The following is a 24,697-nucleotide window of genomic DNA, read 5'->3' as shown; positions in this document are numbered from 1 at the left end:
GGACTTAGCATGTCAGGCAGCTTGATGAGCACAGGTGCAAAAGCACGCTTGGGTGTTGCTGTAGCAGCCCTATTGCTGGCCGGATGTAGCGGTGCATCGCGCGTGCCCGCCTCGATGGAGGCGTTTACCGCCGACCAGATCTACGCCAAAGGCGAGGTTGAGGTCGAAACCGGTGACGCTGGCGACGCGGCCTTTTACTTTGGCGAGATTGAACGTCTGTACCCCTATTCCGAATGGGCGCAGCGGGCGTTGATCATGCAGGCCTATTCGTATCACCGCGACCGGGATTATCCCAACAGCCGCGCCGCTGCGCAGCGCTACTTGGATTTCTATCCTGGCGAAGACGACGCAGCCTACGCCCAGTATCTGCTGGCGCTGTCCTATTATGACCAGATCGATGATATCGGCCGGGATCAGGGCCTGACCTTTCAGGCGCTGCAGTCCTTGCGCACCGTGATCGAGGTCTACCCCGAGAGCGAATATGCCCGCGCGTCGATCCTGAAATTCGATCTGGCCTTTGACCATCTGGCCGCCAAAGAAATGGAAGTCGGACGGTACTACCTGAAGCGTAAGAACTACGCCTCGGCCGTCAGCCGTTTCCGCGTCGTGGTCGAAGAGTTCCAGACCACAGAGCAGACGCCAGAGGCGCTGCACCGCTTGGTCGAATCCTATCTGGCCCTTGGCCTGACCGACGAGGCGCAGACCGCCGCTGCTATTCTGGGCGCGAACTACCCGTCAACCTTGTGGTATCAGGACAGCTACGCCCTGCTGACCGGTAAGGGGCTCAAGGCCGAAGCGGCAGGCGACAATTGGCTGTCGTCGATCTATCGTCAGGTTGTGCGCGGCGAATGGCTCTAATCACCCAACGGGCAATGACCGGGCGGACTTTTTGATGCTGCGCGCACTCGATATCCACGACATGCTGATCATTGATCGGCTGGCCCTGAACTTTCAGCCCGGCTTGAATGTGCTGACCGGCGAAACCGGCGCAGGCAAGTCGATCTTGCTTGATTCGCTGGGCTTTGTGCTGGGCTGGCGCGGACGCGCTGAACTGGTGCGCCAAGGGGCGGATCAGGGTGAAGTCACCGCTGAATTCGACCTGCCCACCGGCCATGCCGCGCGCGCCGTGCTGGAAGAGGCGGGTTTACCCGTCAGCGACACGCTGATCCTGCGCCGCGTGAACGCCCGCGACGGGCGTAAAACCGCGTGGGTCAACGACCGCCGCGTCAGCGCCGAAGTGCTGCGCGCCCTGTCCGATACGCTGATCGAGCTGCACGGCCAACACGATGACCGGGGCCTGCTGAACCCGCGGGGCCACCGCGACATGCTAGATACCTACGCGAACCTTGGCCCCCAAATCGCGACAGCGCACACCGCTTGGACCGCCCTTGGCCGCGCCCGCAAGGCGCTTTACGCCGCCGAAGCCCGCGTCGCCGAAGTCCGCCAAGAAGAAGAATACCTGCGCCACGCCGTCGGTGAACTTGACGCCATCATGCCAGAGCCGGGCGAAGAGGCCACCCTTGATGCCGCGCGCCGCATGATGCAAGCCTCTGAAAAGATTAAGAAAGACGTCGCCCGCGCTGGCGAAGCCTTAGGCATGCAGGGGGCAGAGGGTCAACTTTCTGACGCAAACCGCTGGCTTGGCGGCGCTGCAGACCGCGCCGATGGCCGCCTTGACGCGCCGCTGGCTGCGATTGAACGGGCGATGTTTGAACTGGACGCAGCCCAGCGCGGGGTCGAGGACGCGCTAGACGCCCTGTCCTTCAACCCCGCCGAACTTGAACAAACCGAAGAACGCCTTTTCGCAATCCGCGGCCTTGCCCGTAAACACAACGTTCTGGCGGATGACCTTGCCGCCTTCGCCGACGATCTGCGCGAACGGCTCGCGCTGCTGGATAATTCCGAACGCGGCTTGGCCGACCTGCAAAAAGCGGAAGAGGCCGCGCTGGCTGCCTATGACGCCGCCGCCGTCGCCCTGACCGATGCCCGCAGCGCCGCCGCAACCTCGTTGGACGCCGCCATGGCCGCTGAACTGGCCCCGCTGAAAATGGAACGCGCCGTCTTTGCAACCGTTGTCAGCAACGGCCCTGCTGGCCCCGATGGCCGGGACGATGTGTCCTTCACCGTCGCCACCAACCCCGGCGCGCCCCCGGGACCGCTTAATAAAATCGCCTCTGGCGGTGAACTGTCGCGCTTCCTGCTCGCGCTCAAGGTCTGCCTGTCGCAAGCAGGCCAAGGCGGCGTGACCATGATTTTCGACGAAATCGACCGGGGTGTCGGCGGCGCGACGGCTGACGCCGTTGGCCGCCGCCTTGCCGCCCTCGCCAGCGGCGGCCAAGTCCTCGTCGTCACCCACTCACCTCAGGTCGCCGCCCTCGGCGCGCACCACTGGCGTGTGGAAAAGCGCCAGACCGAGGATTCGACGACATCCACCGTCATCCCCCTCGACGCAGCGGCCCGCATCGACGAAATCGCACGCATGCTCTCCGGCGATCAAGTCACCGACGCCGCCCGCGCCGCCGCCCGCGCCCTGATGCCAAGCTAATCCCGATCACCTTGCCAGCAATACTCCCGCCGGAGGCATCAAAGCTGTCCTCCATCGCAAACCCTGGATCATTCCCAACGACGCCCCGACAACGCAGGACGCACGCAGGCGCGTCCTCAATGCCGGCAGCAAAATCCCAGTTCAGCCTTGGACCCGCGCAGCGCATCCCCTAGACATACCTCATATATAACCCACGCCAGCCCGGCCCTATGCGAGGACGCGACATGAGCAGCACGCCGCCGGGATGGATCGCGGCCTCGGTCAGCCGGGGGCAGGGCGATCTGCGCCGTGCATGGCTGGTACTGAAATTGCGTGGCCCCAGCCAAGTGCAATTTTGGTTCATCGCGCTGTTTCTTGGCGTCGCCTCTGGCGCAGCGGCGGTGGCGTTCAAACTTGGTATCGACCTTATTCAACGCACGGTCTACGGCACGGATGATCCGACGCATCTGCACAGCTTTGTCGCGGGCCTGCATTGGTCGCAAATCCTGATCATCCCCATCATCGGCGGACTCATTGTCGGTCTGATCTTGAACCGCATCACCGGCGATGGCCGCGTCCGCTCTGTTGCAGACGTGATCGAGGGCGCAGCGCTTTACGAAGGCCGGGTGGAGGTGCGCAAAGGTCTCGCCTCTGCCTTTGCCAGCCTGCTGACCCTGTCTACCGGCGGTTCTAGCGGCCGTGAAGGTCCGGTCGTACACCTTGCTGCCGTCATCTCTACCGCGATTTGCCGGGTGATCCGCGCGGACGGTATCACCGGGCGTGATTTGCTCGGCTGCGCTGTCGCCGCCGCCGTCTCGGCCAGTTTCAACGCCCCCATTGCTGGCGCGCTCTTCGCGCTTGAAGTCGTGCTGCGCCACTTTGCCGTCCACGCCTTTGCCCCGATTGTGATCGCCAGCGTGGCGGGCACCGTCGTCAACCGTCTGTGGTTCGGCGACATCACCGAGTTCATCCTACCCCGCGACACCGTGCTTGGCTTCTACGTCGAACTACCCGCCTTTCTGATCCTTGGTTTGATCTGCGGCCTCGTGGCGGTCGTGCTGATGCGGTCGATCTTTTGGGCCGATAGTATGGGCAGCCGCCTGCAATTCAGCCTGAACATCCCGGCCAGCCTGCGCCCTGCCGGGGCAGGCGCGCTGCTTGGCCTGATCGCAATCTTTTTCCCGCATATCATCGGCGTGGGATACGAGACGACAAGCGCCGCGCTGACCGGACAACTGGTCCTGTCCCAAGCGATCATCTTTGTGATCCTCAAGGTCGCCGCCGTTGCCATCACCATGGGCGGGCGCATGGGGGGCGGGGTGTTTTCGCCGGCGCTGATGATCGGTGCGCTGACAGGTCTGGCCTTTGGTATCGTCGCCACGGGACTGTTCCCAGCCGTCTCGGGCTCTGGCACGTTATACGCTTTGGCAGGTATGGGGGCCGTCGCGGCAGCCGTGCTTGGCGCGCCGATTTCCACGACCTTGATTGTGTTTGAACTGACGGGGGACTGGCAAACCGGCCTTGCGGTGATGGTCGCCGTGTCGATGTCCACTGCGCTGGCCTCGCGCCTTGTGGACCGTTCATTTTTCCTGACGCAACTGGAACGCCGCGGCGTGCATCTGGCGGCTGGCCCGCAGGCCTATCTGCTGGGCACCTTCCGTGTCGGCACTGTGATGCGCTTCGCTGCCGACCCGAGGGCCGCTGCGGAAAAAGCCTGCTGGGACATGATTGAAGGAGGCACATGGATCGACGTGAATGCCACGCTAGAACAAGCCATGCCGATCTTTGAAAAAGGCGGCCACGCCTTTATTCCGGTGGTCCAAATGAACGAAAAGGGCGCTGCGCCAGATCTGCGCGGCGCCCTCTTTCAGGTCGATGCCCTGCGTGTGCTAAACCGCGCCTTGGCAGACCGCGCCGAAGAGGAACATTCCTAAACGGTTAGACCTGCTCGACGGCGACGCGGTCGGTATGGAACGCCAGATAGCCTTTGATCTGTGCGACGTCAGCCTTGGGGTCCTCATAGGACCACACGGAATCCGTCAGCGTGTTGCTTTTCGTCACGATGGAATAATAGCTCGCCTCGCCCTTATGCGGGCAGGTGGTCTTACGATCACTGGCATCCAGAAACGTCATCGCGATATCGCCGCGCGGAAAATAGATAACGGGCGCAGAACTGCCTTCAATCAGCTCGAGCGCTTGCGTGCTTTCACCCAAGACAGCGCCGCCAGCGCGAACAACCCAGGTGCCAGTGGCAGGGCGAATAGTGATATGATCGGCCATGGGCAGATAGTCCTTCGTCAATTTCAAGGGAAAGGTGTCGCCGCCTCAAGCGGCGCACAGGCCGCAAGCAGCCAGTCTCGCGCGGCCCCCTCCACCAGCGGCGCGATAAGGCGGACTGTAGCGGCATGGTAGGCGTCGATCCAGTCCCTTTCGGTGCGCGACAGCAGGCCCGTGTCTATCAAACGGCGGTCCAGCGGCACATGGGTCAGCGTCTCAAAGGCGAGCATATCGCGCTTGTCCGGCCCCTCTGGGGCCTGAACGGTCACGATCAGGTTCTCGATCCGGATACCATATGCCCCTTCGCGGTAATATCCCGGCTCGTTCGACAGGATCATCCCCGGCTCTAGCGGAGTCGTATTGCGATGGGAAATCCCCTGCGGCCCCTCATGCACAGACAGATAGCTACCGACGCCGTGACCCGTGCCGTGATCGAAATCGAGCCCCGCCGTCCAGAGTGGATAGCGCGCCAGCGCATCCAGATGCTGCCCCGCAAGCCCGCGCGGAAACTGCGCCCGGCTGATCGCAATCATGCCTTGCAAAACGCGGGTATAACGATCGCAGTGCTCGCCTGACGGCGTGCCAATAATGACCGTGCGCGTGATGTCCGTAGTGCCATCTACATACTGCCCGCCGCTATCCACCAGCAACAACTCGCCACTTTTCACGGGGGCATCGGTGCCGCGGGTGACGCGGTAATGCACAATCGCCCCATGCGCGCCCGCGCCGCAGATCGTCTCAAAGCTGATGTCGCGCAGCGCATTCGTCTCGCGGCGGAAACCTTCCAATGCTTGGGTAACAGCAATCTCGGTCAACTGGCCCTTGGGTGCCTCGGCATCCAGCCAGGCCAAAAACCGCACCATGGCCGCACCATCGCGCAGGTGCGCCGCACGGCTGCCGGCAATCTCGACCTCGGTCTTGCGCGCCTTGGGCAAAATGCAGGGGTCCTGCGCCTCTGTCACCTCTGCTGTGATCAGATCGCGCACGGCTTGCGGGCACGACTTAGGATCAATCCGCACAGGCCCTGACAGCGCGGCGATTGCGGCGTCAAAGTCGTCGCGCACCGTGACATCCGGCCCCAAATGATCGCCCAAATCCGCAACCTTGGCCGCCGGTGCAAACAGATCAACATGCCCATCCGCCGCCAAAATGGCAAAGGCCTGCGGCACCGGATTACGCGCGATATCCGCGCCGCGGATATTCAGCAACCAAGCGATGCTGTCGGGCAGCGTAATGACAAAAGCACCGTCCGATACGTCTTTCGTCAATCGCGCCCGCTTGTCTGCATGCGCCTCGCCCGTCAACTCTAGCGGCTGTGCAAAGAATGGCGCGCTTGGCCGGGCAGGGCGGTCAGACCAAATCTGATCAACCATATTTTGCACCGCGCGCAGGCTAATCCCTGCCGCCGCCACATCCTTTGTCAGCGCTGCAACCTCGTCCACCGTATGCAGCCATGGGTCATAGGCAACAACGCCGCCCTGCGACAGCTGTTTGATCAGCCAATGGGCCAGCGACGTTTGCGGCCAGTGCACCGGCGTGAATACATTCGCCACCTGATCGCGCACTTGCACCCGATAGCGCCCGTCAATGAACACCCCGGCTACATCCGCCAACACCGCTGCAAAACCCGCCGATCCGGTAAATCCGGTCAGCCACGCCAGCCGCTCATCGCAGGCTGCGACATATTCGCCTTGATAGCGATCCGCCCGCGGCACCAGAAAACCGTCCACACCAGCAGCAGCCATAACATCGCGCAAAGCTGCAAGCCGCCCCGGCCCCTGCGCCGGATCACTCGTCGCATCAAAGCTCTGAAACATCACGCTCGTCCTTCATTCATCTTGCCCGCACACGCCCGCCGGACGACATCGGCCCCGTCATCATCTTGCCAAAAATACTCCCGCCGGAGGCGCGCCAACACGCCAACCTCCGCCTCAGCGGACCTTGCGCAGGCCCAAGACACGCGCGCGTTTGCGCGGATCGCTGTCAAACAGACTGGCCAATTGCTCGGTCATCGCGCCGGCAAGCTGCTCGACATCGGTGATCGTCACGGCGCGGCTGTAATAGCGGGTCACGTCATGGCCGATACCAATCGCCGCCAACTCTACGCCTTTGCGCTTTTCGATCATCGCAATCACGTCGCGCAAATGCTTTTCCAGATAATTCGCAGGGTTCACCGACAGGGTGCTGTCGTCCACCGGCGCACCGTCAGAAATCACCATCAGCACCTTGCGCTGCTCGCCGCGGGCCATCATCCGGCGGTAGGCCCATTCCAGCGCCTCGCCGTCGATATTTTCCTTCAGCAGGCCTTCTTTCATCATCAGGCCCAGATTGGGCCGGGTCCGGCGCCATGGTGCGTCTGCGGATTTATAGACGATGTGGCGCAGATCGTTCAGGCGGCCCGGCGTCGCGGCCCGGCCATCTTTCAGCCAAGCCTCGCGGGATTGGCCACCTTTCCACGCTTTCGTGGTAAAGCCCAAAATCTCGACCTTCACGTCGCAGCGTTCCAGCGTGCGGGCCATGACGTCGGCGCAGATCGCTGCGATCGAAATCGGGCGGCCCCGCATGGAACCCGAGTTGTCCAGCAGCAGCGTCACAACGGTATCGCGGAACTCGGTGTCTTTTTCGACCTTGAACGACAGCGGAGTCGTCGGGCTAGCCACAACCCGCGCAAGGCGGCCCGCGTCCAGAATGCCTTCCTCGCGGTCGAACTCCCAACTGCGGTTTTGCTTGGCTTGCAGGCGGCGCTGTAATTTGTTCGCAAGGCGCGACACAGCGCCCTTGAGCGGCTCTAGCTGCTGATCCAGATAGGCGCGCAGGCGTTCTAATTCGGCGGGCTCGGCCAGATCAGCAGCGCTGATTTCCTCGTCAAATTCCGTCGTGAATACCTTATAGTCCGGGTCGGCATCCGACGCAGGCGCGGGCTGCGGCGGGTCCATCGGGGCCTCGCCTTCAGGCATCTCGGTCTCTTCGCCCATGTCGGTATCGGCGCTGTCGTCCATGCTGACCTGCGCTTGTGACGCGTCCTGCTGGTCCTCTTGCGCCTGCTCGGGGCTGGCTTCTGCCTCTTCGCCCTCGGCGTCATCGCCCGTGCTATCAGGCTGCTCTTCGTCCTCGTCGCCGCTTTCGGCCTCGTCATCCTGATCGTCGTCGGGCGCATCGGGGTCTTCGCCAAGCTGATCGCCATAGCCCAGATCTGCGATGATCTGCCGCGCAAAGCGGGCAAAGGCTTTTTGATCGCTCAGCGTGTCTTTCAAGCTTTCCAGCGTGCCGCCGGCCTGATCCTCGATAAAGCCGCGCCACAGGTTCATCACGTTATCTGCGCCGGGCGGCAAATCGCGGCCTGTGGCCAGATGCCGGATCAGATAGCCCGCCGCCGTCGCCAACGGCGCATCGGCGCTGCTGGTGATTTGGTCGTAGCCTTTGCGCAGGGCCTCGTTGCCGATCTTGGCGTCGATATTGCCAGCGGTGCCGGGCATATATTGCGCGCCAACAGCCTCGATCCGGGCGGTTTCCATCGCGTCATATATATCGCGCGCCATTTGCCCCGGTGGGGCATAGCGGGCGGCGGTTGCCGCGTCGTGAAACTTGTGCCGCAGCGCAAAGGCGTCGGCGGTGCCGCGCGCCAGCAGGACCTCTTGCCGGGACATGCGGCGACTGACCTGCGGCAGCCGAATGCTGTCCGCGGTCTGGCCCGCCGGATCGACGGAATAGCTAATCGTCAGCTCTGCATCATTGGCCAAGACTTTGGTCGCCTCGGCCAAGGCTTTTTTGAACGGATCGGCGGGGTTGTCTGATGGCTTGTTCATGGCATCGGTAAATCACTCTGTGCGGATAGGGGCAAGGTGGTGCGCGACGGTGATCTGTCCAGCGCTGTCGTCTTGCGTTGGTTTGCGCACATGTTCTGTGCCGTGGCGGCAATTGAGCCACGCGTGGGCGGGGTCAATTAAGAGGCAACCCAACGCAAGGACACCTTCCATGGCACAACTTCCCAACATCGCGATTATCATCGGTTCGACCCGCGACAGCCGTTTCGCTGACAAACCAGCCGCATGGATGCTGAAACAAGCCCAAGCGCGCGGCGACATGACCGTAGAGCTGGTCGATCTGCGCGATTTCGATCTGCCGCTGTTCAACGAGATGGGCGGCAATAAATTCGTCCCGACCCAAGACCCCGCCGCATTGACGTGGCAGGCGAAGATTGCCGAATTCGACGGCTATATTTTTGTCACCGCCGAATACAACCACTCGGTCACAGGTGCGCTGAAGAACGCGCTTGATCAGGCCTATGTCGAATGGAATCGCAAGCCGATGGGCGCGATTGGTTACGGCGGCCTTGGGGCTGCACGTGCGGTAGAGCATCTGCGCAACATCGCGGTAGAGCTTGAAATGGTCCCCGTGCGCGGCGCGGTTCATATCGCGGGCGGCGATTTCATGTCGGTGCATCCGCTGGGCGCAAATGGTCCGATCGAAGATATCGAAGACCACCTGCTGGGCGGTGCCAAAGAACTGCTGAACGATATCGTTTGGTGGGCGAATGCCGCCAAAGCAGCCAAGGCTTAATGCCAATCAAAAAGGCCGGTCCGCGACGGACCGGCCTTTTAAATTTGTATCACCGACATGCAAGAGTGACCGGAATACGCCCGCCAAAGCCGCGATACACAGAGCTTGGCACAATCACATCGCGATCAGACCCCGCCGCCTGATAGACACGGTCAATGGCCGTAGCGCGGCATCCGGTTTCAATGCGGGCGGCTTTTTCAATATCAGCAATCGTGGCCAGCGGTGCGCTTGGGGCGACCAGGGCAATCTTGCGGCTTTCAGGCACGGTGATTTGATAGGTCAACGCTGTCGGCGGGACAGGTGGGGGTGCGCAGCCAAACATCACCCCCGCCGATACAGCCGCGACCAGCAGACAAAATTTTCGCGAAAATTTTGGTGTTCCCGCATTTTCGCGAAACTTTGGCATTGTTAGCCCAAGCTCAGGCTTGCAGCACTTTCCGGCAGCTCTTCGTCAAAGCAGCGCTGATAGAACTCTGCGACGGTCTGGCGTTCCAGCTCGTCACATTTGTTCAGGAACGACAGGCGGAAGGCGTAGCCCACATCGTTGAAAATGCGTGCATTTTCGGCCCATGCCAGCACGGTGCGCGGCGACATGACGGTCGACAGATCGCCGTTCATAAAGGCGGTGCGCGTCAGGTCGGCGACGGTGACCATCTGGGATATGATCTTGCGACCCTTGTCGTTGTTGTAATGCGGCGACTTGGACAGCACGATGGCCGCTTCGGCGTCGTGGGACAGATAGTTCAACGTGGCGACCAGCGACCAACGGTCCATCTGTGCTTGGTTGATCTGCTGCGTGCCGTGATACAGGCCCGTCGTGTCGCCAAGGCCGACCGTGTTGGCCGTTGCAAATAGGCGGAAGTATTTATGCGGCGTCAGGATGACGTTCTGATCCATCAGCGTCAGCTTGCCGTCGGCTTCCAGCACGCGCTGGATTACGAACATCACGTCGGCGCGGCCTGCGTCGTATTCGTCGAACACGATGGCAACAGGGTTGCGCAGCGCCCAAGGCAGGATGCCTTCGTGGAATTCGGTGACCTGCACGCCGTCTTTCAGCTTGATCGCATCCTTACCGATCAAGTCGATCCGGCTGATGTGGCTATCAAGGTTCACACGCACGGCAGGCCAGTTCAGGCGCGCTGCGACCTGTTCGATATGCGTCGATTTGCCCGTGCCGTGATAGCCTTGGATCATGACGCGGCGGTTGTAGCCAAAGCCTGCCAGAATCGCGAGTGTAGTGTCCGGGTCGAACTTATAAGTGCTGTCGATCTCTGGCACGCGGTCAGTGCGTTCAGCAAAGCCCTTAATCTTCATGTCGCTGTCGATGCCAAATACATCGCGGACTGAAATGTCCTCGGTCGGCGTTGCGTTGATGTCGGTCATGCCGTCGGCCATAAGAAGCTGCCTTTGTTGTCGCGGATCGCGTGAAATAAACGTCATTAGCGGGATGCAACATATCGCGGTGAATGCCAAGGGGAAGGGGTGCCACACCCTTTGCGCTGATATTGCGCAGTGCGCCGCGCCAACGTTGCCTTTTGCGCCAGATGCGCCACAGTAGTGCCAACAGAACGAAGAGCGAGTTCCAGATGACTAGTCTGACAGACATCGAGGATATGATTGCGCGCATGGCGATTGGTGACCGCGCTGCATTCGACGGGCTTTATGCCGCGACCTCGGCGAAACTATTCGGCGTTTGCCTGCGTGTGTTGGGTAATCGAACCGAAGCCGAAGACGCGCTGCAAGAAGCTTTCGTCAAGATTTGGCGCAATGCGGATCGCTACCGGGTCAATGGCCTTAGCCCGATGACGTGGCTGATTACCGTGACGCGGAACCATTCCGTTGACCGGGTGCGGGCGCGTAAGTCCAAGATGAATGCCGGGATGGACGAGGCCGCAGATGTGGCCGACGCCGCGCCGGGACCAGAAGCGCTTGCCATCGCGGCCTCTGACCGGGGGCGGATCGTGGATTGCATGGCGCAGCTCGACCCTGACAAGGCAGGCGCCGTGCGCCGCGCCTATCTGGAAGGGGAAACCTATCAAGAGTTGGCGGATCATTACGATGTGCCGCTGAACACCGTTCGCACATGGCTGCGCCGCAGCCTGCTGAAGTTGAGAGAGTGTCTGTCCCATGACGGATGAGATTGAAAAAGAAGACGAATCCGCCCTGACCGCAGAATATATTCTGGGTCTGCTGTCGCCAGCAGAGGCGCAAGCCTATGAGGACGTGCTGAGCGTCGATCCGGATCTGCGTGCGGAATATGCCTTTCAGACCGACCGCATTGTCGCGCTGACCGACGATATCGCGCCCGTCACGCCGCCGCCGCATGTGCTAAAGCGCATCAAGGAAACGCTGTTCCACGAGGGGGCACCCGCCCGCAGCGGCGCTGGGGTGCAGTCTTGGCTGCAGCGTCTTGGCCTTCTGCCCGCGATCGGCGGCGGCTTGCTGGCAGCGCTGGCCGTGTTGTGGATCGTCACGGCGATTGTACCGCCCAGCAGTGGCCCGGTCAGCGGTGCAACATATATCGCGCAAATCGCCTCGGCAGACGAAAGCCTTGTGGTGGATGCAAGCTACGACTCGGCGAACGGCAATCTGGTGGTGAACCGGGCCGTGGGCGATCCGCGCCCCGGCCGTGCGCTGGAATTGTGGCTGATCGCCGGGGACAACCCGCCGATATCGCTGGGCGTCTTGCCGGCCGACCGCAGCGGCCGCGTGCCTGTATCGCCTGATCTGGCGCTGTCCCTTGCGGGCGGCACGCTTGCGATTTCGGACGAGCCGCTGGGCGGATCGCCAGAGGCAGGGCCGACGGGCGACGTCCTGGCCGTGGGCCAGATCGTCGACGCCTAAGACGCGATGTGACTGCAAACAAAAGGGGCCGCATCCATCGTGATGCGGCCCCTTTTTGCATATCACAACCGATCACATCCGCGTGGGGAACGCAGAGAAAGGCTAGCGTGATGCAAACTCCTTCGAAACGATGCTGTCAGATCTTTAGGAGGACCGCCCATGAAACGCCGCCATTTCCTTTTGTCCGCCCTTGCCGCGAGTGCAGCCCCGATGGCGCTGCGGGCTGAAGCCTTTGAAGTGACGCGCACGGACGCCGAATGGCGGGCCATGCTGACGCAGACACAATACAACGTCATGCGCCGCGAAAGCACAGAGCCGCCCCGGTCCAGCCCATTAAACGCCAACAAAGCCGAAGGCACCTATCACTGCCGCGGCTGCGATCTGCCGCTGTATCCGTCATGGTCGAAATACGAAAGCGGCACCGGCTGGCCAAGCTTTTATTCGCCTCTTCCCAATGCCATAGCAACCAAGGTGGACAACAGGTCGTTCCAGACGCGCAACGAATTGCATTGCCGCCGCTGCGGCAGCCATCTGGGCCATATCTTTGGCGATGGGCCGAAACCTACGGGTCAGCGTCATTGTCTGAACGGCGTTAGCCTTGTGTTTCGCGCCGCCTAGGGCTGAATTCGGAAACGGTGTGTTGGTTATCGCACTCTTAACGCCACCTGCGTTAAATGGTAGCATCACAGGGTGACTTCCCTGACGGACAAAACCATGTTGAGCAGCCTGTTTTCAAACTTTAGCCCGACAGCGGGCGAAAAGCGGCTTTACGCTGCGGCCTTGGCCGTCAGCTTGGCTGGCGGCGTGGTCAGCTTTACGATTGTCTCGCAGATGGGTCATGATCAGGCGATGCTGCGCAGACTAAGCGGCGCGGATTATTGGTTCGTGATTGCTGGCGTGCTGGGCAGCCTGTGCGCGCTGTTTGCGGGCCGGGACTGGCTGGGCCATGGCGGCCCGCTTGGCGTGCTAAAGCTGGTGGCAGGCATCCTTGCGATCACCTTTATGGGCACCATCATCGGCGGCACATTGGCGCTGCCATTTTATGGCACAATGTTCGGCCCGATGATGTTCTGTTTCACGGTGGCGGCGCATCCGGTGCTAGCGCTGATTTGGGTGAACGCCCTTGTCGTCGCACATCTGCTGATGACGGACTGGCGGCGCGAGCGGGACAGCATCTTTGCGCCGCTAAACCGCTCTGTCACTGTGGTAACCGCGCGCCAGCCACAGGCAGGCGCACGGCAGAATTGGCTCAATCCCAAGCGGGACCGCGAAAAGCGGCGCGCTTAGTCCTTTTCGCGGAAGTTGCGGCTGGCCTTGATCTGTTCCCAAGCCCAGACGACTTCGGCTAGCTGTTCTTCTTGGCTGCGATCGCCGCCGTTCATGTCTGGGTGCAGCACCTTGATCAGCGCCTTATAGCACTTGCGGATCTCGGTCTTGGCCATGTGATCCTTGGCATCCAGAATCTCGACCGCGCGGCGTTCGGTGGGTGGCAGCTTGCGCGTGCCGCCGCCGTTTTTGCCGGGGTTGCGGGTCGCGTTCTCGCCCAGCACTTCATGCGGGTCGGTCACGCCCAGACGGGCCCAAGCGCGTTCTTCGACGGACCTTTTGATCGGCTTGGTGGGGCGTTCCCACGTCGCGCGGTCCTTTTCCATCTGCGCCATCAGCTCTGCCTCTGACGTGCCGTCAAAGAAATTCCACTTCAGGTTATATTCGCGCACGTGGTCTTTGCAGAACCACCAGTATTCATCCACGGAGTCCGGTGATTTCGGCGCACGGTACTGCCCGGCCTCGTCGCACCCTTCATGATCGCAGATGCGGGTCGACGTTTCAGACGCACCCGACATACCCCGCCGCCCGCGCGGGTTCTTCTTCTTGCTGTTCGACACTGACATGTCAAAACCGAAGGGGTCTTTTTTATTCATGGGGATCGTCCCTTTCCGACTCGGAGTATGCACTCTAAACCTGTGGTTGGCAGATAGAAGAGGCAGGACAAAAATAATGGCACTTGACGACGAAATTCAGGCCGCGCTGGTGCGCGAATTGTCGCCGGAACACCTTGAGGTGATAAATGAGAGCCATCTTCACGCTGGTCACAGCGGCGACGACGGCTCTGGTGAAAGCCATTGGCAGTTGGTGATAGGCGCATCTGCGCTGGATGGTAAGTCCCGGATCGCCAAGCACCGCGCCATTCACGATGCCTTAGGTAAGGATATCATGGGCCGATTGCACGCGCTGGCGATCACAATTCGCTGATGGGTGGCTGATCAGCCCTTATGGGCTGGATCAGCTGCGCCAACACCCGGCGTCTTATCCGACTTGGGCTCTGCTGCGGTTGTTGCAGAGCCTGCAACCGGCATCGCCGCAGGCGCGGTGACGGCTGGCGCTGCGACCACAGGGGCGGTTGCTGCCTCAGCCCGCTTATCCTCGATCATGGGCGCAGGGGCAGGGGCCGCTTTCGCCTCGGCCTTGGCCCGGCGAAACACCATCATGTTTTGATAGACCGTCGCTTTGCCGAGCAAGCCTTCACGCTCTTCGGCGGGCAGGGTTTCGGTGCGCTGGTATTCCCAGCCCAGTGCGGCCTGCGCGTTCAGGGCGTTCGTCAGGGCCAGCGCATAGCGATCCTCTGCTGCGCGCAAGCCCTTCGCCTTTTCGCCGCGCTTAGGGGCGGGGACAACCTTATACTCGTAATGAACCATCGGGATTAAAGCCCCAGCTTTGCAGCGACCAGCGCGTTGACGGCGGCCGGATTGGCCTTGCCGCCGGTGGATTTCATGACTTGGCCGACGAACCAGCCCGCCAATTTAGGGTTGGCCTTGGCCTTTTCGACCTGCGCCGGGTTCGCGGCGATAATCTCGTCCACGGCCGCCTCGATCGCGCCGGTGTCTGTGACCTGCTCTAGCCCGTCGGTTTTCACGATCTCTTCGGGGTCGCGGTCTTGGGTATAGGCGATGTCAAAGACGTCCTTGGCGATCTTGCCGCTGATCGTCTCGGCCTTGATCAAGGCGACGATCTGCGCCAGCCGTGCGGCGGGGATCGGGCTTTCGGTGATGCCTTTGTCGCCGTCCTTTTTCAGGCGGCCGAACAATTCGTTGATGACCCAGTTGGCCGCCAGCTTGCCGTCGCCGCCGCCTTTGGCGACGTCCTCGAAATAGGCAGCGTTGGCGACGTCAGCCGTCAGCACCGATGCGTCATAATCCGACAGGCCAAAGCTGGCGATAAAGCGGGCCTTTTTGGCGTCCGGCAGTTCGGGCAGGTTGGCGGCAATATCATCGACCCACGCCTGTTCGATTTCCAGCGGCAGCAGGTCAGGATCGGGGAAGTAGCGGTAGTCGTGCGCTTCTTCCTTGGACCGCATGGACCGCGTTTCGTTCTTGTCTGGATCGTACAAACGCGTTTCTTGCACGACTGCACCGCCATCCTCGATGATGGCGATCTGGCGGCGGGCCTCGACCTCGATCGCGGCTTGGATGAACCGCATAGAGTTCATGTTCTTGATTTCGCAGCGCGTGCCCAGATGGCTAAAGTCCTGCGTGGCCTGATATTTCTCGTAATCGCCGGGACGGCAGATGCTGACGTTCACGTCGGCGCGCAGGTTGCCGTTCTGCATGTTGCCATCGCAGGTGCCCAGATAACGCATGATCTGGCGCAGCTTGGCGACAAAAGCAGCCGCCTCTTCTGGTCCGCGAATGTCAGGGCGCGACACGATTTCCATCAGCGCGACGCCCGTGCGGTTCAGGTCCACAAAGGACATCGTCGGGTCCATGTCGTGGATCGACTTGCCGGCATCCTGCTCTAGGTGAATGCGTTCAATCCGCACCAGACGCGCGGTGCCATCGCCCAGTTCAACCAGCACTTCGCCTTCGCCCACGATGGGGTGATACAACTGGCTGATCTGATAGCCCTGCGGCAGGTCAGGATAAAAGTAGTTCTTGCGATCAAACGCAGAGAACAGGTTGATCTCGGCCTTCAGGCCCAGACCCGTGCGCACAGCCTGCGCGACGCAAGCCTCGTTAATCACGGGCAGCATGCCGGGCATGCCGGCATCCACAAAGGCGACGTTGCTGTTTGGCTCGGCCCCGAACAGGGTCGATGCGCCGGAAAACAGCTTGGCCTTCGTGGCCACCTGCGCGTGGACTTCCAGACCGATCACCAGTTCCCAGTCGTGCTTTGCCCCGGCAATGACTTTTGGGGCAGGGGCGGCGTATTCAAGATCGAGCATGGCGGTCCTCATCTGTTGTTGCGCCCTTCTAGGCCAGCCAAAAGGGCGGAACAAGAGGCGGGGGACACCCGTTATGCCCGCAGAACGAAGCGAACCCCTTAAAGGAGAGCAACAATGACTGCGATTACCGAATCCAAGATCCTGATCATGGCCACCAACGGCTTTGAAGAGGTCGAACTGACCACCCCACTAGAACAGCTGCGCGAGGCGGGTGCCACCGTCCATGTCGCCACGCTGGACGGCGATAAGATCAAAGGCTGGGACCAAGACCACTGGTCCATCGACGTGCCCGGCGATCTGAAAATCGCTGATGTAAATGTCGAAGACTACGATGCCATCGTCCTGCCGGGCGGCCAGATTAACCCTGACCTGCTGCGCGTCGAAGACGATGCGATCAACGTCATCAAGGGCTTCGTGAGCCACGGTAAAATCGTCGCTGCCATCTGCCACGCCCCGTGGCTGCTGATCGAGGCAGGCGTGGTCGAAGGGCGCGAGATGACGTCCTTTAAATCCATCCGCACCGACCTGAAAAACGCTGGCGCGACCGTCGTGGACAAAGAGGTCGCGATTTCCAACGGCATCATCACCAGCCGCAATCCGGACGATCTGGACGCCTTTGTCGCCAAGATCATCGAGGAAGTGAAAGAAGGCGATCACAAGCGCAAAGCCGCCTGATCAAATATCGGCGAAGGGGCGCTGGTGTCGGCGCCCCTTCGCTGCATGGGAAGGCGCGGGTTAAAAAAACCTTGCCCCTGATCCCCCGCGCAGGGCAAGTTCGCCGCCATGCGCCTGAAAGCCATCATTCTGGGGGGAGTGATTGCAGTTCTGAGCGCCACATCTGTGGCTGCCGAACTGCCGATCCGTCCCCAATCTCGCCTAGATGCCGCTGCCGCGCGCGCCGAGGCTGAAATAGTGCGGCGCACATCATTTCGCCCTATAGCCAGGCCAGCCCACATGATCCGGTATCCGGTGACTGTCATTCAGGGTGCACCCTCCGTGCGTCCGCAGGCGCGGCTCAACTTTGTGCCGCGCACCAGATGGGGCAAAGGTGCGCAAGCAAACGCTTGGGCGCGGGCCACGATGTCGGCGGTTGCGGCGCAGGGACTCGATTCGGTCGTGCCCCGCGATATCGAAACATGGTGCCCCGCCTATGCCGAAAACAGCCCGACGCTGCGCCGGGCGTTCTGGGTCGGCATGATGTCGGCGCTATCCAAGCACGAAAGCACCTATAACCCGCAGGCCGTCGGCGGCGGTGGGCTTTGGTATGGGTTGCTGCAGATTTTGCCCGCGACGGCACGCGGCTATGGCTGCCGGGCGACCACAGGGGCAGGGCTGCAAAACCCGATCGACAACCTGTCCTGCGCCGCCCGCATCATGGGCCGCACGGTCAAACGCGACCGCGCCGTCGCGCTGCACGATGGCCGCTGGCGCGGCGTCGCAGCCGACTGGGGCCCGATGAGCAATCGTGCAAAAGTGGCAGAGATGTCGGCATGGACGCGCAAACAAGACTATTGTGTCGTGCGCGAACGCCAGCGTCCGGTCCTGCGCCCCGCCACCTTAATGGCAGGACGCGAGAGCGCTACAGTTTCAACAATGGGCGACGGGTCATCCGAATAAGGTTCACCGTCGGCGCATCAATCCCGCCAAGCGCCAGCGTCGCCTTTTTCAGCATCTCGATTCCCTCTTCCGACGATTTCGGTAGGGCAGAGGCCTGAATAGGCTCGCCCACCGTCACGCGGTACGGCTGGCGATCCTTGTTCAGCGTTTCGTGAAACAGGGTCACGTCGCGCAGGGTCGGGTGGATCATGTCGAACATGTAAAACAACGCCGAATTACGCGCCTGCACGTTGATCGGGATCACCGGCAGATCAAACTTGCGCGCCAGCATCGCAGCGGACGCCATCCAAGGCCGCTCGTGCAGCTTGAACCCGCGCCGCTTGGCCAACCGGCCAGAGGGGAAGATCACGCCAAGGCGGCCTGCTTCGGTTGCAGTCCGCACATAATCCAGCGTGTTGCGGGTCTTTTCCCGCGTCCGCTTGTCCATGCGCCACTCGACCGGGCAGATCATATCCTCCATCTGCGGCATGACGCGCAGGATGTCGGAGTTGGCGAAGAAATACACATCAGGCCGCGTACGGGCGATCAGGTGGTGCAAGATGATGCCGTCGGCGATCCCAGTGGGATGGTTCGCCACGACAATCGCCGGCTCGTGCAGCGGCAGGTTCGACAGGCCCGACACCTCGACATGCTTGGCCAGCAATTCGCCCATGTGCCCCATGATCTGGTTGGACGGGGCATCACGCAGACCCTGCGCAATATCGACGGTTTTGTCGTAAGCGAGGGCCAAATGCATTAGCCCGCGCACATAGCGCATCCCGGGCCAGGATTTGTACATCCACGGCGCACGTTCGACGATCAATGGATCAATACGGTCCTTCATACGCACTAAATGCCCCGGCAGCGGTAACGGTTCCATGACATTTACGGTTTTTTCACCGTTTCGCCAAGTCGCCTATGACAAAAGGCGTGTTACCATCTCTGACGTGTCGCGCGACAGGCCCGGCGTGTCCTTGATCCGTGTCAATGCGCTGCGCATTTTTTCACGGCGCGCATCATCCCAGCGGCGCATGCTGTCAAAGCCCGCGACCATCCGCGCCGTCGTTTGCGGATTGACCGGATCTAGCTTGATCAGCCAGTCGGCAACAAAGTCATAGCCCGCGCCGTCCGCCCGGTGAAAGCCTGCCTGATTCCCCGTGAGCGCGCCAATGACAGAGCGGAAGCGGTTCGGGTTTTTCCACTCGAAGTCAGGATGCTGGGTCAGGCGGGTGGCCACAGCGACCGCGTCCTGCGGCTGCGCTGCGCTGATCTGCACGCCAAACCATTTGTTCAGAACCAAGCGGTCATGATGCCACTGATCATAAAACGCCTGCGCGGCGGCGTCGCCCGCGCCATGCGCCAGCAGGATCGACAGGGCCGACAACTGCTGGGTCATATTGTCGGCGGTGTCGAACTGCGCCTGCGCGGCGGTGCCTTTGTCAGCCCATGTCAGCAGCGACAGCAGGCTGTTCGACAGCGCGCGCCGCCCGCCTTGATCCGCGTCAGGGGCAAAGGGCGCGTCGATGCGCACGGAGGAGAGGACGGCGGGTATATCCGTGGCCAAAGCCTCGGCCAGTTGGCGCTGCGCCTTGCGGCGCGTTTGGTGGATTGCATCTGGGTCGGGTGTTTGGCCTTGGCCCGCCAAGGCAATGGCCATATCCGCCTCTGACGGCATCGCTAGCAGCAGGGCGCGCATCGCTGGATCAAGGGTGCTATCCGTCAGGGCAGCCCGCAAGCCGTTGATATAACCCGCATCCAGATCACCGCCATTTGCGATCATATCGAGCAGGACTGCCCGTGCTAAGGATCGGCCCGCGTCCCAGCGGTTGAACGGGTCGGTGTCGTGGGTCAGCAGAAAGGCTTGCTCTGCCTGCGTGACGTCCCGTTCAATGATCACGGGGGCCGAGAAGTCGCGCAGGATCGATGGCACAGGTTTGCTGGCCAGCCCGTCAAAGGTAAAGGTCTGCTGCGCCTCGGTCAGCTCTAGCAAGGTGGTCGCCACCACCTCTGCGCCGGTGTCGTCCAGCAGGCCGACAGCGACGGGAATGTGCAGCGGCAGCTTGTCCGTCTGGCCGGGCGTGTCAGGGGTTTGTTGTGCGATATGAAGGCTGTATGTGCCGTTCTTAAAGTCATCTGTTACTGTCAGGCGCGGTGTGCCTGCCTGCGCGTACCAACGTTTGAACTGCGTCAGATCGCGGTCCGTGGCATCTGTGAACGCGGCCAACCAATCCTCTATCGTGGCGGCCTGGCCATCGTGGCGGGTGAAGTACAAATCTAGCGCGGCGCGGTAGCCATCGTCGCCCACAAGGCGTTTGAGCATCCCCACCAGCTCTGCGCCCTTTTCATAGACGGTGACGGTGTAGAAGTTGTTGATCTCGACAAAGCTTTCGGGACGCACGGGGTGGGCCAATGGGCCTGCGTCCTCTTGGAACTGGCGGTTGCGCATGACCAGCGCATCCTCGATCCGCTTCACGGCGTGGCCGTGCAGATCGCCGGTAAAGGACTGGTCGCGGAACACGGTCAGCCCCTCTTTCAGACACAGCTGGAACCAGTCGCGGCAGGTGATCCGGTTGCCGGTCCAGTTGTGAAAATACTCGTGGGCGATGATCGCCTCGACCCGCTGAAAGTCGGCGTCGGTTGATGTGCTTTGCTTTGCCAAAACTGCGCTAGAGTTGAAAATGTTCAACCCTTTGTTCTCCATCGCGCCCATATTGAAGTCGTCGACGGCCACAATGTTGAAAATGTCCAAGTCATAAGCGCGGCCATAGACCTGTTCATCCCAGACCATCGACCGCTTGAGCGCGCCCATACCGAAGGCGCATTTGTCCAGATCGGCGGCGCGGACCCAGATGTTCAATTCAACATCGCGGCCTTCCATCGTGGTAAAGCTGTCGTTGTGTGCGACCAGATCGCCCGCCACCAGCGCGAACAAATAGGCCGGTTTCGGCCACGGATCGTGCCATTCCGCCCAGCCTGCGCCAGAGGCGGTGGCGTTGCCGTTGGACAGCAGTACCGGCAGGTCGCTTTCGATGCGCACGGTAAACACGCCCATCACGTCGGGGCGGTCGGGGTAGTAGGTGATCTTGCGAAAGCCTTCGGCCTCGCACTGGGTGCAATACATGCCGTTCGACATATAGAGCCCTTCGAGGGCTGTGTTTTTCACCGGCGCGATCTCGACCTCTGCCTCCCATATGAACGCACCGTCTGGCACGTCGCAGGTCAGACCTGCGGCGGTCAGATCGGGGGACACGGCCACGCCGTCGATGGCGGCGCTGATCAATGTCAGCTCTTCGCCATGCAGCATAAAGGGCTGGGCAGGCGCATCTGGGTTCGGCGTAAATGCGATGCGCGAGATCACGCGCGTGGCCTCTGGCGCGAGCTTAAATGTCAGATTCACACTTTCCACATGCCAACCGGGCGCCATGTAATTGGATAGAAAAATCGTTTGCGGCGCTGCGGTGTTCATAATGGTGACCTTTTCGGAGGCGGAACTGTCCGCTTTGGCGGGACGTTATGAAGTTGGCAAAGCGGCTGCAACCACTGGCCTTGCGTTAACGAATGGAGATTACGATGTCGGCACCGAATACTGATCTGGATAAGCAGGAAAAGAAACATCGCGGCCCGATGCGCGGCATGGCGGGCGTCGTCATCTTTGCGTTACTGCTGCTGGTGGGCCTGATGATCTGGACGATCAGCAACGGCACGTCGCCCGAAGGCGCGGACACGCAGATCGACGGCCGCCCGGGCGCAGAAGTGCCAGCCGAGCCGCAGGTCGAAACCGCGCCGGCAAGCAACTAAACGGCAGGGGCAGCAATCATGGCGCGGATGCGCAAAAAGGCAGATCTGCCGGTTAAGACCTGCGCGGTCTGCGGCAGACCCTTCACTTGGCGCAAATCTTGGGCCAAGGTCTGGGACGAGGTGCGCTATTGCTCTGACAAATGCCGGGCGGCGCGGGGGAAATCCTCGACCGCTTAGCGTAGCGACATGCTAAATTGGTCAGGATTTTTTACCACATCTGGACAGAGCGTCCGCAATCCTCTAGCAAATATGCAAATCGAACGGAGGATCGTGTGATGACTGGACGGATCAATAAAGCTGGGCTGCAAGTCGCGCCGGTACTGGTGGATTTCATCGAAACGCAAGCGCTGCCCGGTACGGGTGTGGACGCCGATGCGTTTTGGACTGGGTTTGCCGATTTGGTGAACACGATGGGCCCGCGCGGCCGCGATCTGCTGGCCCAGCGTGAAGAGCTTCAGGCCAAGATCGATGCTTGGCATGTTGAACACCGCGGCCAGACGTTTGATGCCGCAGCCTACCGCGCCTTCCTGTCAGACATCGGCTATCTGGTGCCTGAAGGCCCCGATTTCGCGATTGAGACAACGTCGGTCGATCCCGAGATCGCCGATCTGCCCGGCCCGCAGTTGGTTGTGCCGATCATGAACGCCCGCTTTGCGCTGAACGCGGCGAACGCCCGCTGGGGCAGCCTGTATGACGCGCTGTATGGCACCGATGCGCTTGGCGATCTGCCACAGGGCAAGGGCTACAATGCAGAGCGCGGCGCCCGCGCGATTGCTTGGGGCCGTGCGCATCTGGATAAGGTCGCGCCGCTGGCCGATGGCTCTTGGGCCGATATCGACAGCCTGAACGTGACCGACGGCATGTTGTCGCCGCAGCTAGAGGATCAGGGCCAGTTCGCAGGCTCGATCGGGCACGGCGATGCGCTGACAGTTTTGTTGCGCGTCAATGGTTTGCTGATCGAAATTGAAGTAGATCCGAAGTCGCAAATCGGTGCGCAGGACAAGGCCGGGATCAGCGATATCCGCTTTGAATCCGCGCTGTCCGCGATCATGGATTGCGAAGATTCCGTCGCCGCTGTCGACGCGGATGACAAGGTGCTGGCCTATGCCAACTGGCTGGGCCTGATGCGCGGCGACCTGACCGAAGAGGTCAGCAAGGGCGACAAGACATTTACCCGTGCCCTGCACGGCGACCGTACCTTTACCACGTCCGAAGGCCATGACCTGACGGTCAAAGGCCGTTCGCTGATGTTGATCCGCAACGTGGGTCACTTGATGACGAACCCCGCCGTTCTGGACAGCGACGGGCGTGAGGTCGGCGAAGGCTTGATGGACGCGATGTTCACCGTGATGATCGCGATGCACGATTTGCAGAAGACATCCGGCATCCGCAATTCCGTGGCCGGGTCGGTCTATGTGGTCAAGCCCAAGATGCACGGCCCCGAAGAAGTCGCCTTTGCCGACGACATCTTTACCGCTGTCGAACGGGTGCTGAACCTGCCGGAAAACACCGTCAAGCTGGGCATCATGGACGAGGAACGCCGCACATCGGTGAACCTGAAAGAATGTATCCGCGCGGCCAAGCACCGCGTGGCCTTTATCAACACAGGCTTCCTAGACCGGACCGGCGACGAGATTCACACCAGCATCGAAGCGGGCCCGATGATTCCCAAAGGCGAGATGAAGAACGCGCCTTGGATTAAGTCCTATGAGGATCGCAACGTCGATATCGGTCTGGCCTGCGGATTGCAGGGCAAGGCGCAGATCGGCAAGGGCATGTGGGCCATGCCGGACCTGATGGAGCGGATGCTGGTCGAAAAGACCAACCACCCGAACGCGGGCGCAAACTGCGCTTGGGTGCCATCGCCGACGGCGGCGACGCTGCATGCCAGCCACTATCACCAGATTGACGTGCTTGCGCGCCAAGAAGAGCTGAAAGCAGGCGGGCCCCGCGGCACGCTGGAAGACTTGCTGACGATCCCCGTTGCCAATGGTCAGAACTGGTCCGAGGACCAGATCACCGCAGAGCTGGAAAATAACGCGCAGGGTATTCTGGGCTATGTCGTGCGCTGGGTCGATCAGGGCGTTGGCTGTTCCAAGGTGCCTGACATCCACAACGTTCAGCTGATGGAAGACCGCGCCACCTGCCGGATTTCCGCGCAGGCGCTGGCGAACTGGCTGCTGCACGGTGTGATGACCGAGGGCCGCATGATGGAGGTCATGAAGAAAATGGCCGCTGTCGTGGACGATCAGAACAAGGGCGACGCCGCGTATACGCCAATGGCGCCCGCGTTTTCTGGCCCCGCGTTCAAGGCGGCTTGCGATCTGGTGTTTGAAGGCCGCACGCAGCCATCTGGCTATACCGAACCCATGCTTCACGACTGGCGTCTTGTCGCCAAAGCTAACGCATAAAAGGAACTGACTATGACACAGATCACCGCAGCACAGGCCCGCACGATTATCGAAGTCGCGATGAAAACCGGCGCAGACAAAGGCTTTAAGCCGTTGTCCGTCGTCATTCTGGACGCTGGCGGCCACGTCAAAGCGTTCGAGCGGGCCGACGGCGCGGCACCAGGCCGCTATGGTATCGCGCATGGTAAAGCCTACGGCGCAGTCATGCTGGGCATGCCCGGCAGCGCACAGATGGCCCGCGCCGAGGCGCAGCCGTATTTCATGGCCGCAGTGAACGGCGTGTATGGCGGGCAGGTCGTGCCGGTGCCGGGCGGCGTGTTGGTCAAGGCAGACGGCGTTGTGATCGGCGCTGTTGGCGTGACCGGCGACACCTCTGACAATGACGTCGTGGCCGCTATGGCTGGGCTAGAGGCCGCTGGCTTGACCGGTGAGGCGTAAACTGCTGCTGAATTAAGCAGGCGCTTACGC

General features: G+C 61.3%; 25 protein-coding genes. 15 read left to right on the top strand and 10 right to left on the bottom strand.

The genetic code is table 11. The features are described from left to right. Nucleotides 1–24: 24 nt before the first annotated feature. From BM131_RS01185 to BM131_RS01175, 3 genes are all read left to right on the top strand, one after another. Nucleotides 25–858: an outer membrane protein assembly factor BamD gene (locus tag BM131_RS01185; RefSeq protein WP_090184399.1), complete on the top strand. Its 834-nt coding sequence runs from the start codon at nucleotides 25–27 to the stop codon at nucleotides 856–858. 34 nt (nucleotides 859–892) lie between these two features. Next, on the top strand, nucleotides 893–2,545 hold the full coding sequence (gene recN / locus BM131_RS01180) for a DNA repair protein RecN (protein ID WP_090184396.1): 1,653 nt from the start codon (nucleotides 893–895) through the stop codon (nucleotides 2,543–2,545). Nucleotides 2,546–2,769: 224 nt separating this feature from the next. After that, a complete protein-coding gene (locus BM131_RS01175) occupies nucleotides 2,770–4,458 on the top strand; it encodes a chloride channel protein (RefSeq protein ID WP_090184394.1) in 1,689 nt (562 codons plus the stop codon). Nucleotides 4,459–4,462: 4 nt separating this feature from the next. On the opposite strand, the gene BM131_RS01170 is transcribed toward BM131_RS01175, so the two are convergent. The 3 genes from BM131_RS01170 to cobT form a co-directional block, all read right to left on the bottom strand. Continuing rightward, entirely contained in the window at nucleotides 4,463–4,804 is a 342-nt protein-coding gene (locus BM131_RS01170) for a DUF427 domain-containing protein (protein WP_090184392.1), read from the bottom strand. 23 nt (nucleotides 4,805–4,827) lie between these two features. Then, nucleotides 4,828–6,618 (bottom strand): aminopeptidase P family protein, encoded by a 1,791-nt coding sequence (locus tag BM131_RS01165; RefSeq protein WP_090184387.1) that lies wholly within the window; start codon nucleotides 6,616–6,618, stop codon nucleotides 4,828–4,830. A gap of 114 nt (nucleotides 6,619–6,732) precedes the next feature. Further along, nucleotides 6,733–8,607: a cobaltochelatase subunit CobT gene (cobT, locus tag BM131_RS01160; protein ID WP_090184384.1), complete on the bottom strand. Its 1,875-nt coding sequence runs from the start codon at nucleotides 8,605–8,607 to the stop codon at nucleotides 6,733–6,735. Between the two features lie 169 nt (nucleotides 8,608–8,776). Between cobT and BM131_RS01155 the strand changes: the two genes are divergently transcribed. After that, entirely contained in the window at nucleotides 8,777–9,361 is a 585-nt protein-coding gene (locus BM131_RS01155) for an NADPH-dependent FMN reductase (RefSeq protein WP_090184381.1), read from the top strand. Nucleotides 9,362–9,410: 49 nt separating this feature from the next. On the opposite strand, the gene BM131_RS01150 is transcribed toward BM131_RS01155, so the two are convergent. Together BM131_RS01150 and cobS are read right to left on the bottom strand one after the other, a co-directional pair. Further along, on the bottom strand, nucleotides 9,411–9,644 hold the full coding sequence (locus tag BM131_RS01150; protein ID WP_139222567.1) for a hypothetical protein: 234 nt from the start codon (nucleotides 9,642–9,644) through the stop codon (nucleotides 9,411–9,413). Nucleotides 9,645–9,769: 125 nt separating this feature from the next. Continuing rightward, entirely contained in the window at nucleotides 9,770–10,756 is a 987-nt protein-coding gene (cobS, locus tag BM131_RS01145) for a cobaltochelatase subunit CobS (RefSeq protein ID WP_090184375.1), read from the bottom strand. Between the two features lie 191 nt (nucleotides 10,757–10,947). Here cobS and BM131_RS01140 point away from each other — a divergent pair, with 191 nt between their 5' ends. From BM131_RS01140 to BM131_RS01125, 4 genes are all read left to right on the top strand, one after another. Continuing rightward, nucleotides 10,948–11,499 (top strand): sigma-70 family RNA polymerase sigma factor, encoded by a 552-nt coding sequence (locus tag BM131_RS01140; RefSeq protein WP_090184372.1) that lies wholly within the window; start codon nucleotides 10,948–10,950, stop codon nucleotides 11,497–11,499. Next, a complete protein-coding gene (locus BM131_RS01135; RefSeq protein ID WP_090184369.1) occupies nucleotides 11,489–12,205 on the top strand; it encodes an anti-sigma factor in 717 nt (238 codons plus the stop codon). Before BM131_RS01140 ends, BM131_RS01135 begins: the two co-directional genes overlap by 11 nt. A gap of 159 nt (nucleotides 12,206–12,364) precedes the next feature. Then, complete coding sequence (gene msrB / locus BM131_RS01130) at nucleotides 12,365–12,823, top strand: peptide-methionine (R)-S-oxide reductase MsrB (RefSeq protein WP_090184366.1); 459 nt, start codon at nucleotides 12,365–12,367, stop codon at nucleotides 12,821–12,823. Nucleotides 12,824–12,919: 96 nt separating this feature from the next. Then, nucleotides 12,920–13,492 carry a hypothetical protein gene (locus tag BM131_RS01125; protein WP_090184363.1) on the top strand — a complete coding sequence of 191 codons (573 nt, stop codon included), beginning with the start codon at nucleotides 12,920–12,922 and terminating at the stop codon, nucleotides 13,490–13,492. Here the strand turns inward: BM131_RS01125 and BM131_RS01120 are convergent. Continuing rightward, entirely contained in the window at nucleotides 13,489–14,127 is a 639-nt protein-coding gene (locus tag BM131_RS01120; protein ID WP_090184359.1) for a J domain-containing protein, read from the bottom strand. The two genes, BM131_RS01125 and BM131_RS01120, sit on opposite strands and share 4 nt — an antisense overlap. 76 nt (nucleotides 14,128–14,203) lie before the next feature. On the opposite strand from BM131_RS01120, the gene BM131_RS01115 reads away from it, so the two are divergent. Then, the gene (locus tag BM131_RS01115; protein ID WP_090184356.1) at nucleotides 14,204–14,458 is read left to right on the top strand and encodes a BolA family protein; all 255 of its coding nucleotides are present in this window, start codon (nucleotides 14,204–14,206) and stop codon (nucleotides 14,456–14,458) included. Nucleotides 14,459–14,469: 11 nt separating this feature from the next. On the opposite strand, the gene BM131_RS01110 is transcribed toward BM131_RS01115, so the two are convergent. After that, nucleotides 14,470–14,901 (bottom strand): DUF4177 domain-containing protein, encoded by a 432-nt coding sequence (locus BM131_RS01110; RefSeq protein WP_090184353.1) that lies wholly within the window; start codon nucleotides 14,899–14,901, stop codon nucleotides 14,470–14,472. Nucleotides 14,902–14,906: 5 nt separating this feature from the next. Next, the gene (gatB, locus tag BM131_RS01105) at nucleotides 14,907–16,424 is read right to left on the bottom strand and encodes an Asp-tRNA(Asn)/Glu-tRNA(Gln) amidotransferase subunit GatB (RefSeq protein ID WP_090184351.1); all 1,518 of its coding nucleotides are present in this window, start codon (nucleotides 16,422–16,424) and stop codon (nucleotides 14,907–14,909) included. Nucleotides 16,425–16,538: 114 nt separating this feature from the next. On the opposite strand from gatB, the gene BM131_RS01100 reads away from it, so the two are divergent. Together BM131_RS01100 and BM131_RS01095 are read left to right on the top strand one after the other, a co-directional pair. Continuing rightward, the gene (locus tag BM131_RS01100; RefSeq protein WP_090184348.1) at nucleotides 16,539–17,099 is read left to right on the top strand and encodes a type 1 glutamine amidotransferase domain-containing protein; all 561 of its coding nucleotides are present in this window, start codon (nucleotides 16,539–16,541) and stop codon (nucleotides 17,097–17,099) included. Between the two features lie 279 nt (nucleotides 17,100–17,378). Further along, nucleotides 17,379–18,041 (top strand): transglycosylase SLT domain-containing protein, encoded by a 663-nt coding sequence (locus BM131_RS01095; protein ID WP_245754095.1) that lies wholly within the window; start codon nucleotides 17,379–17,381, stop codon nucleotides 18,039–18,041. On the opposite strand, the gene BM131_RS01090 is transcribed toward BM131_RS01095, so the two are convergent. Further along, nucleotides 18,004–18,900 (bottom strand): 1-acyl-sn-glycerol-3-phosphate acyltransferase, encoded by an 897-nt coding sequence (locus BM131_RS01090; RefSeq protein WP_245754094.1) that lies wholly within the window; start codon nucleotides 18,898–18,900, stop codon nucleotides 18,004–18,006. The genes BM131_RS01095 and BM131_RS01090 overlap by 38 nt on opposite strands. A gap of 36 nt (nucleotides 18,901–18,936) precedes the next feature. Continuing rightward, complete coding sequence (gene pepN, locus BM131_RS01085) at nucleotides 18,937–21,486, bottom strand: aminopeptidase N (RefSeq protein ID WP_090184337.1); 2,550 nt, start codon at nucleotides 21,484–21,486, stop codon at nucleotides 18,937–18,939. A gap of 104 nt (nucleotides 21,487–21,590) precedes the next feature. On the opposite strand from pepN, the gene BM131_RS01080 reads away from it, so the two are divergent. From BM131_RS01080 to BM131_RS01065, 4 genes are all read left to right on the top strand, one after another. Continuing rightward, complete coding sequence (locus BM131_RS01080; RefSeq protein WP_090184617.1) at nucleotides 21,591–21,818, top strand: hypothetical protein; 228 nt, start codon at nucleotides 21,591–21,593, stop codon at nucleotides 21,816–21,818. An 18-nt stretch (nucleotides 21,819–21,836) separates the two neighbouring features. Further along, nucleotides 21,837–21,995 carry a DUF2256 domain-containing protein gene (locus BM131_RS01075; RefSeq protein WP_090184335.1) on the top strand — a complete coding sequence of 53 codons (159 nt, stop codon included), beginning with the start codon at nucleotides 21,837–21,839 and terminating at the stop codon, nucleotides 21,993–21,995. 98 nt (nucleotides 21,996–22,093) lie between these two features. Next, nucleotides 22,094–24,229, top strand: coding sequence for a malate synthase G (locus BM131_RS01070; protein WP_090184332.1), 2,136 nt, complete (start codon nucleotides 22,094–22,096; stop codon nucleotides 24,227–24,229). 12 nt (nucleotides 24,230–24,241) lie between these two features. Further along, nucleotides 24,242–24,667 (top strand): GlcG/HbpS family heme-binding protein, encoded by a 426-nt coding sequence (locus tag BM131_RS01065; protein ID WP_090184329.1) that lies wholly within the window; start codon nucleotides 24,242–24,244, stop codon nucleotides 24,665–24,667. Nucleotides 24,668–24,697: the final 30 nt, after the last annotated feature.

Origin of the sequence: Loktanella salsilacus, from assembly GCF_900114485.1 — a bacterium.
Lineage (GTDB): Bacteria > Pseudomonadota > Alphaproteobacteria > Rhodobacterales > Rhodobacteraceae > Loktanella > Loktanella salsilacus.
The sequence above is the reverse complement of the archived record's forward strand: the minus strand, read 5'-3'. Positions and strand labels throughout refer to the sequence as shown.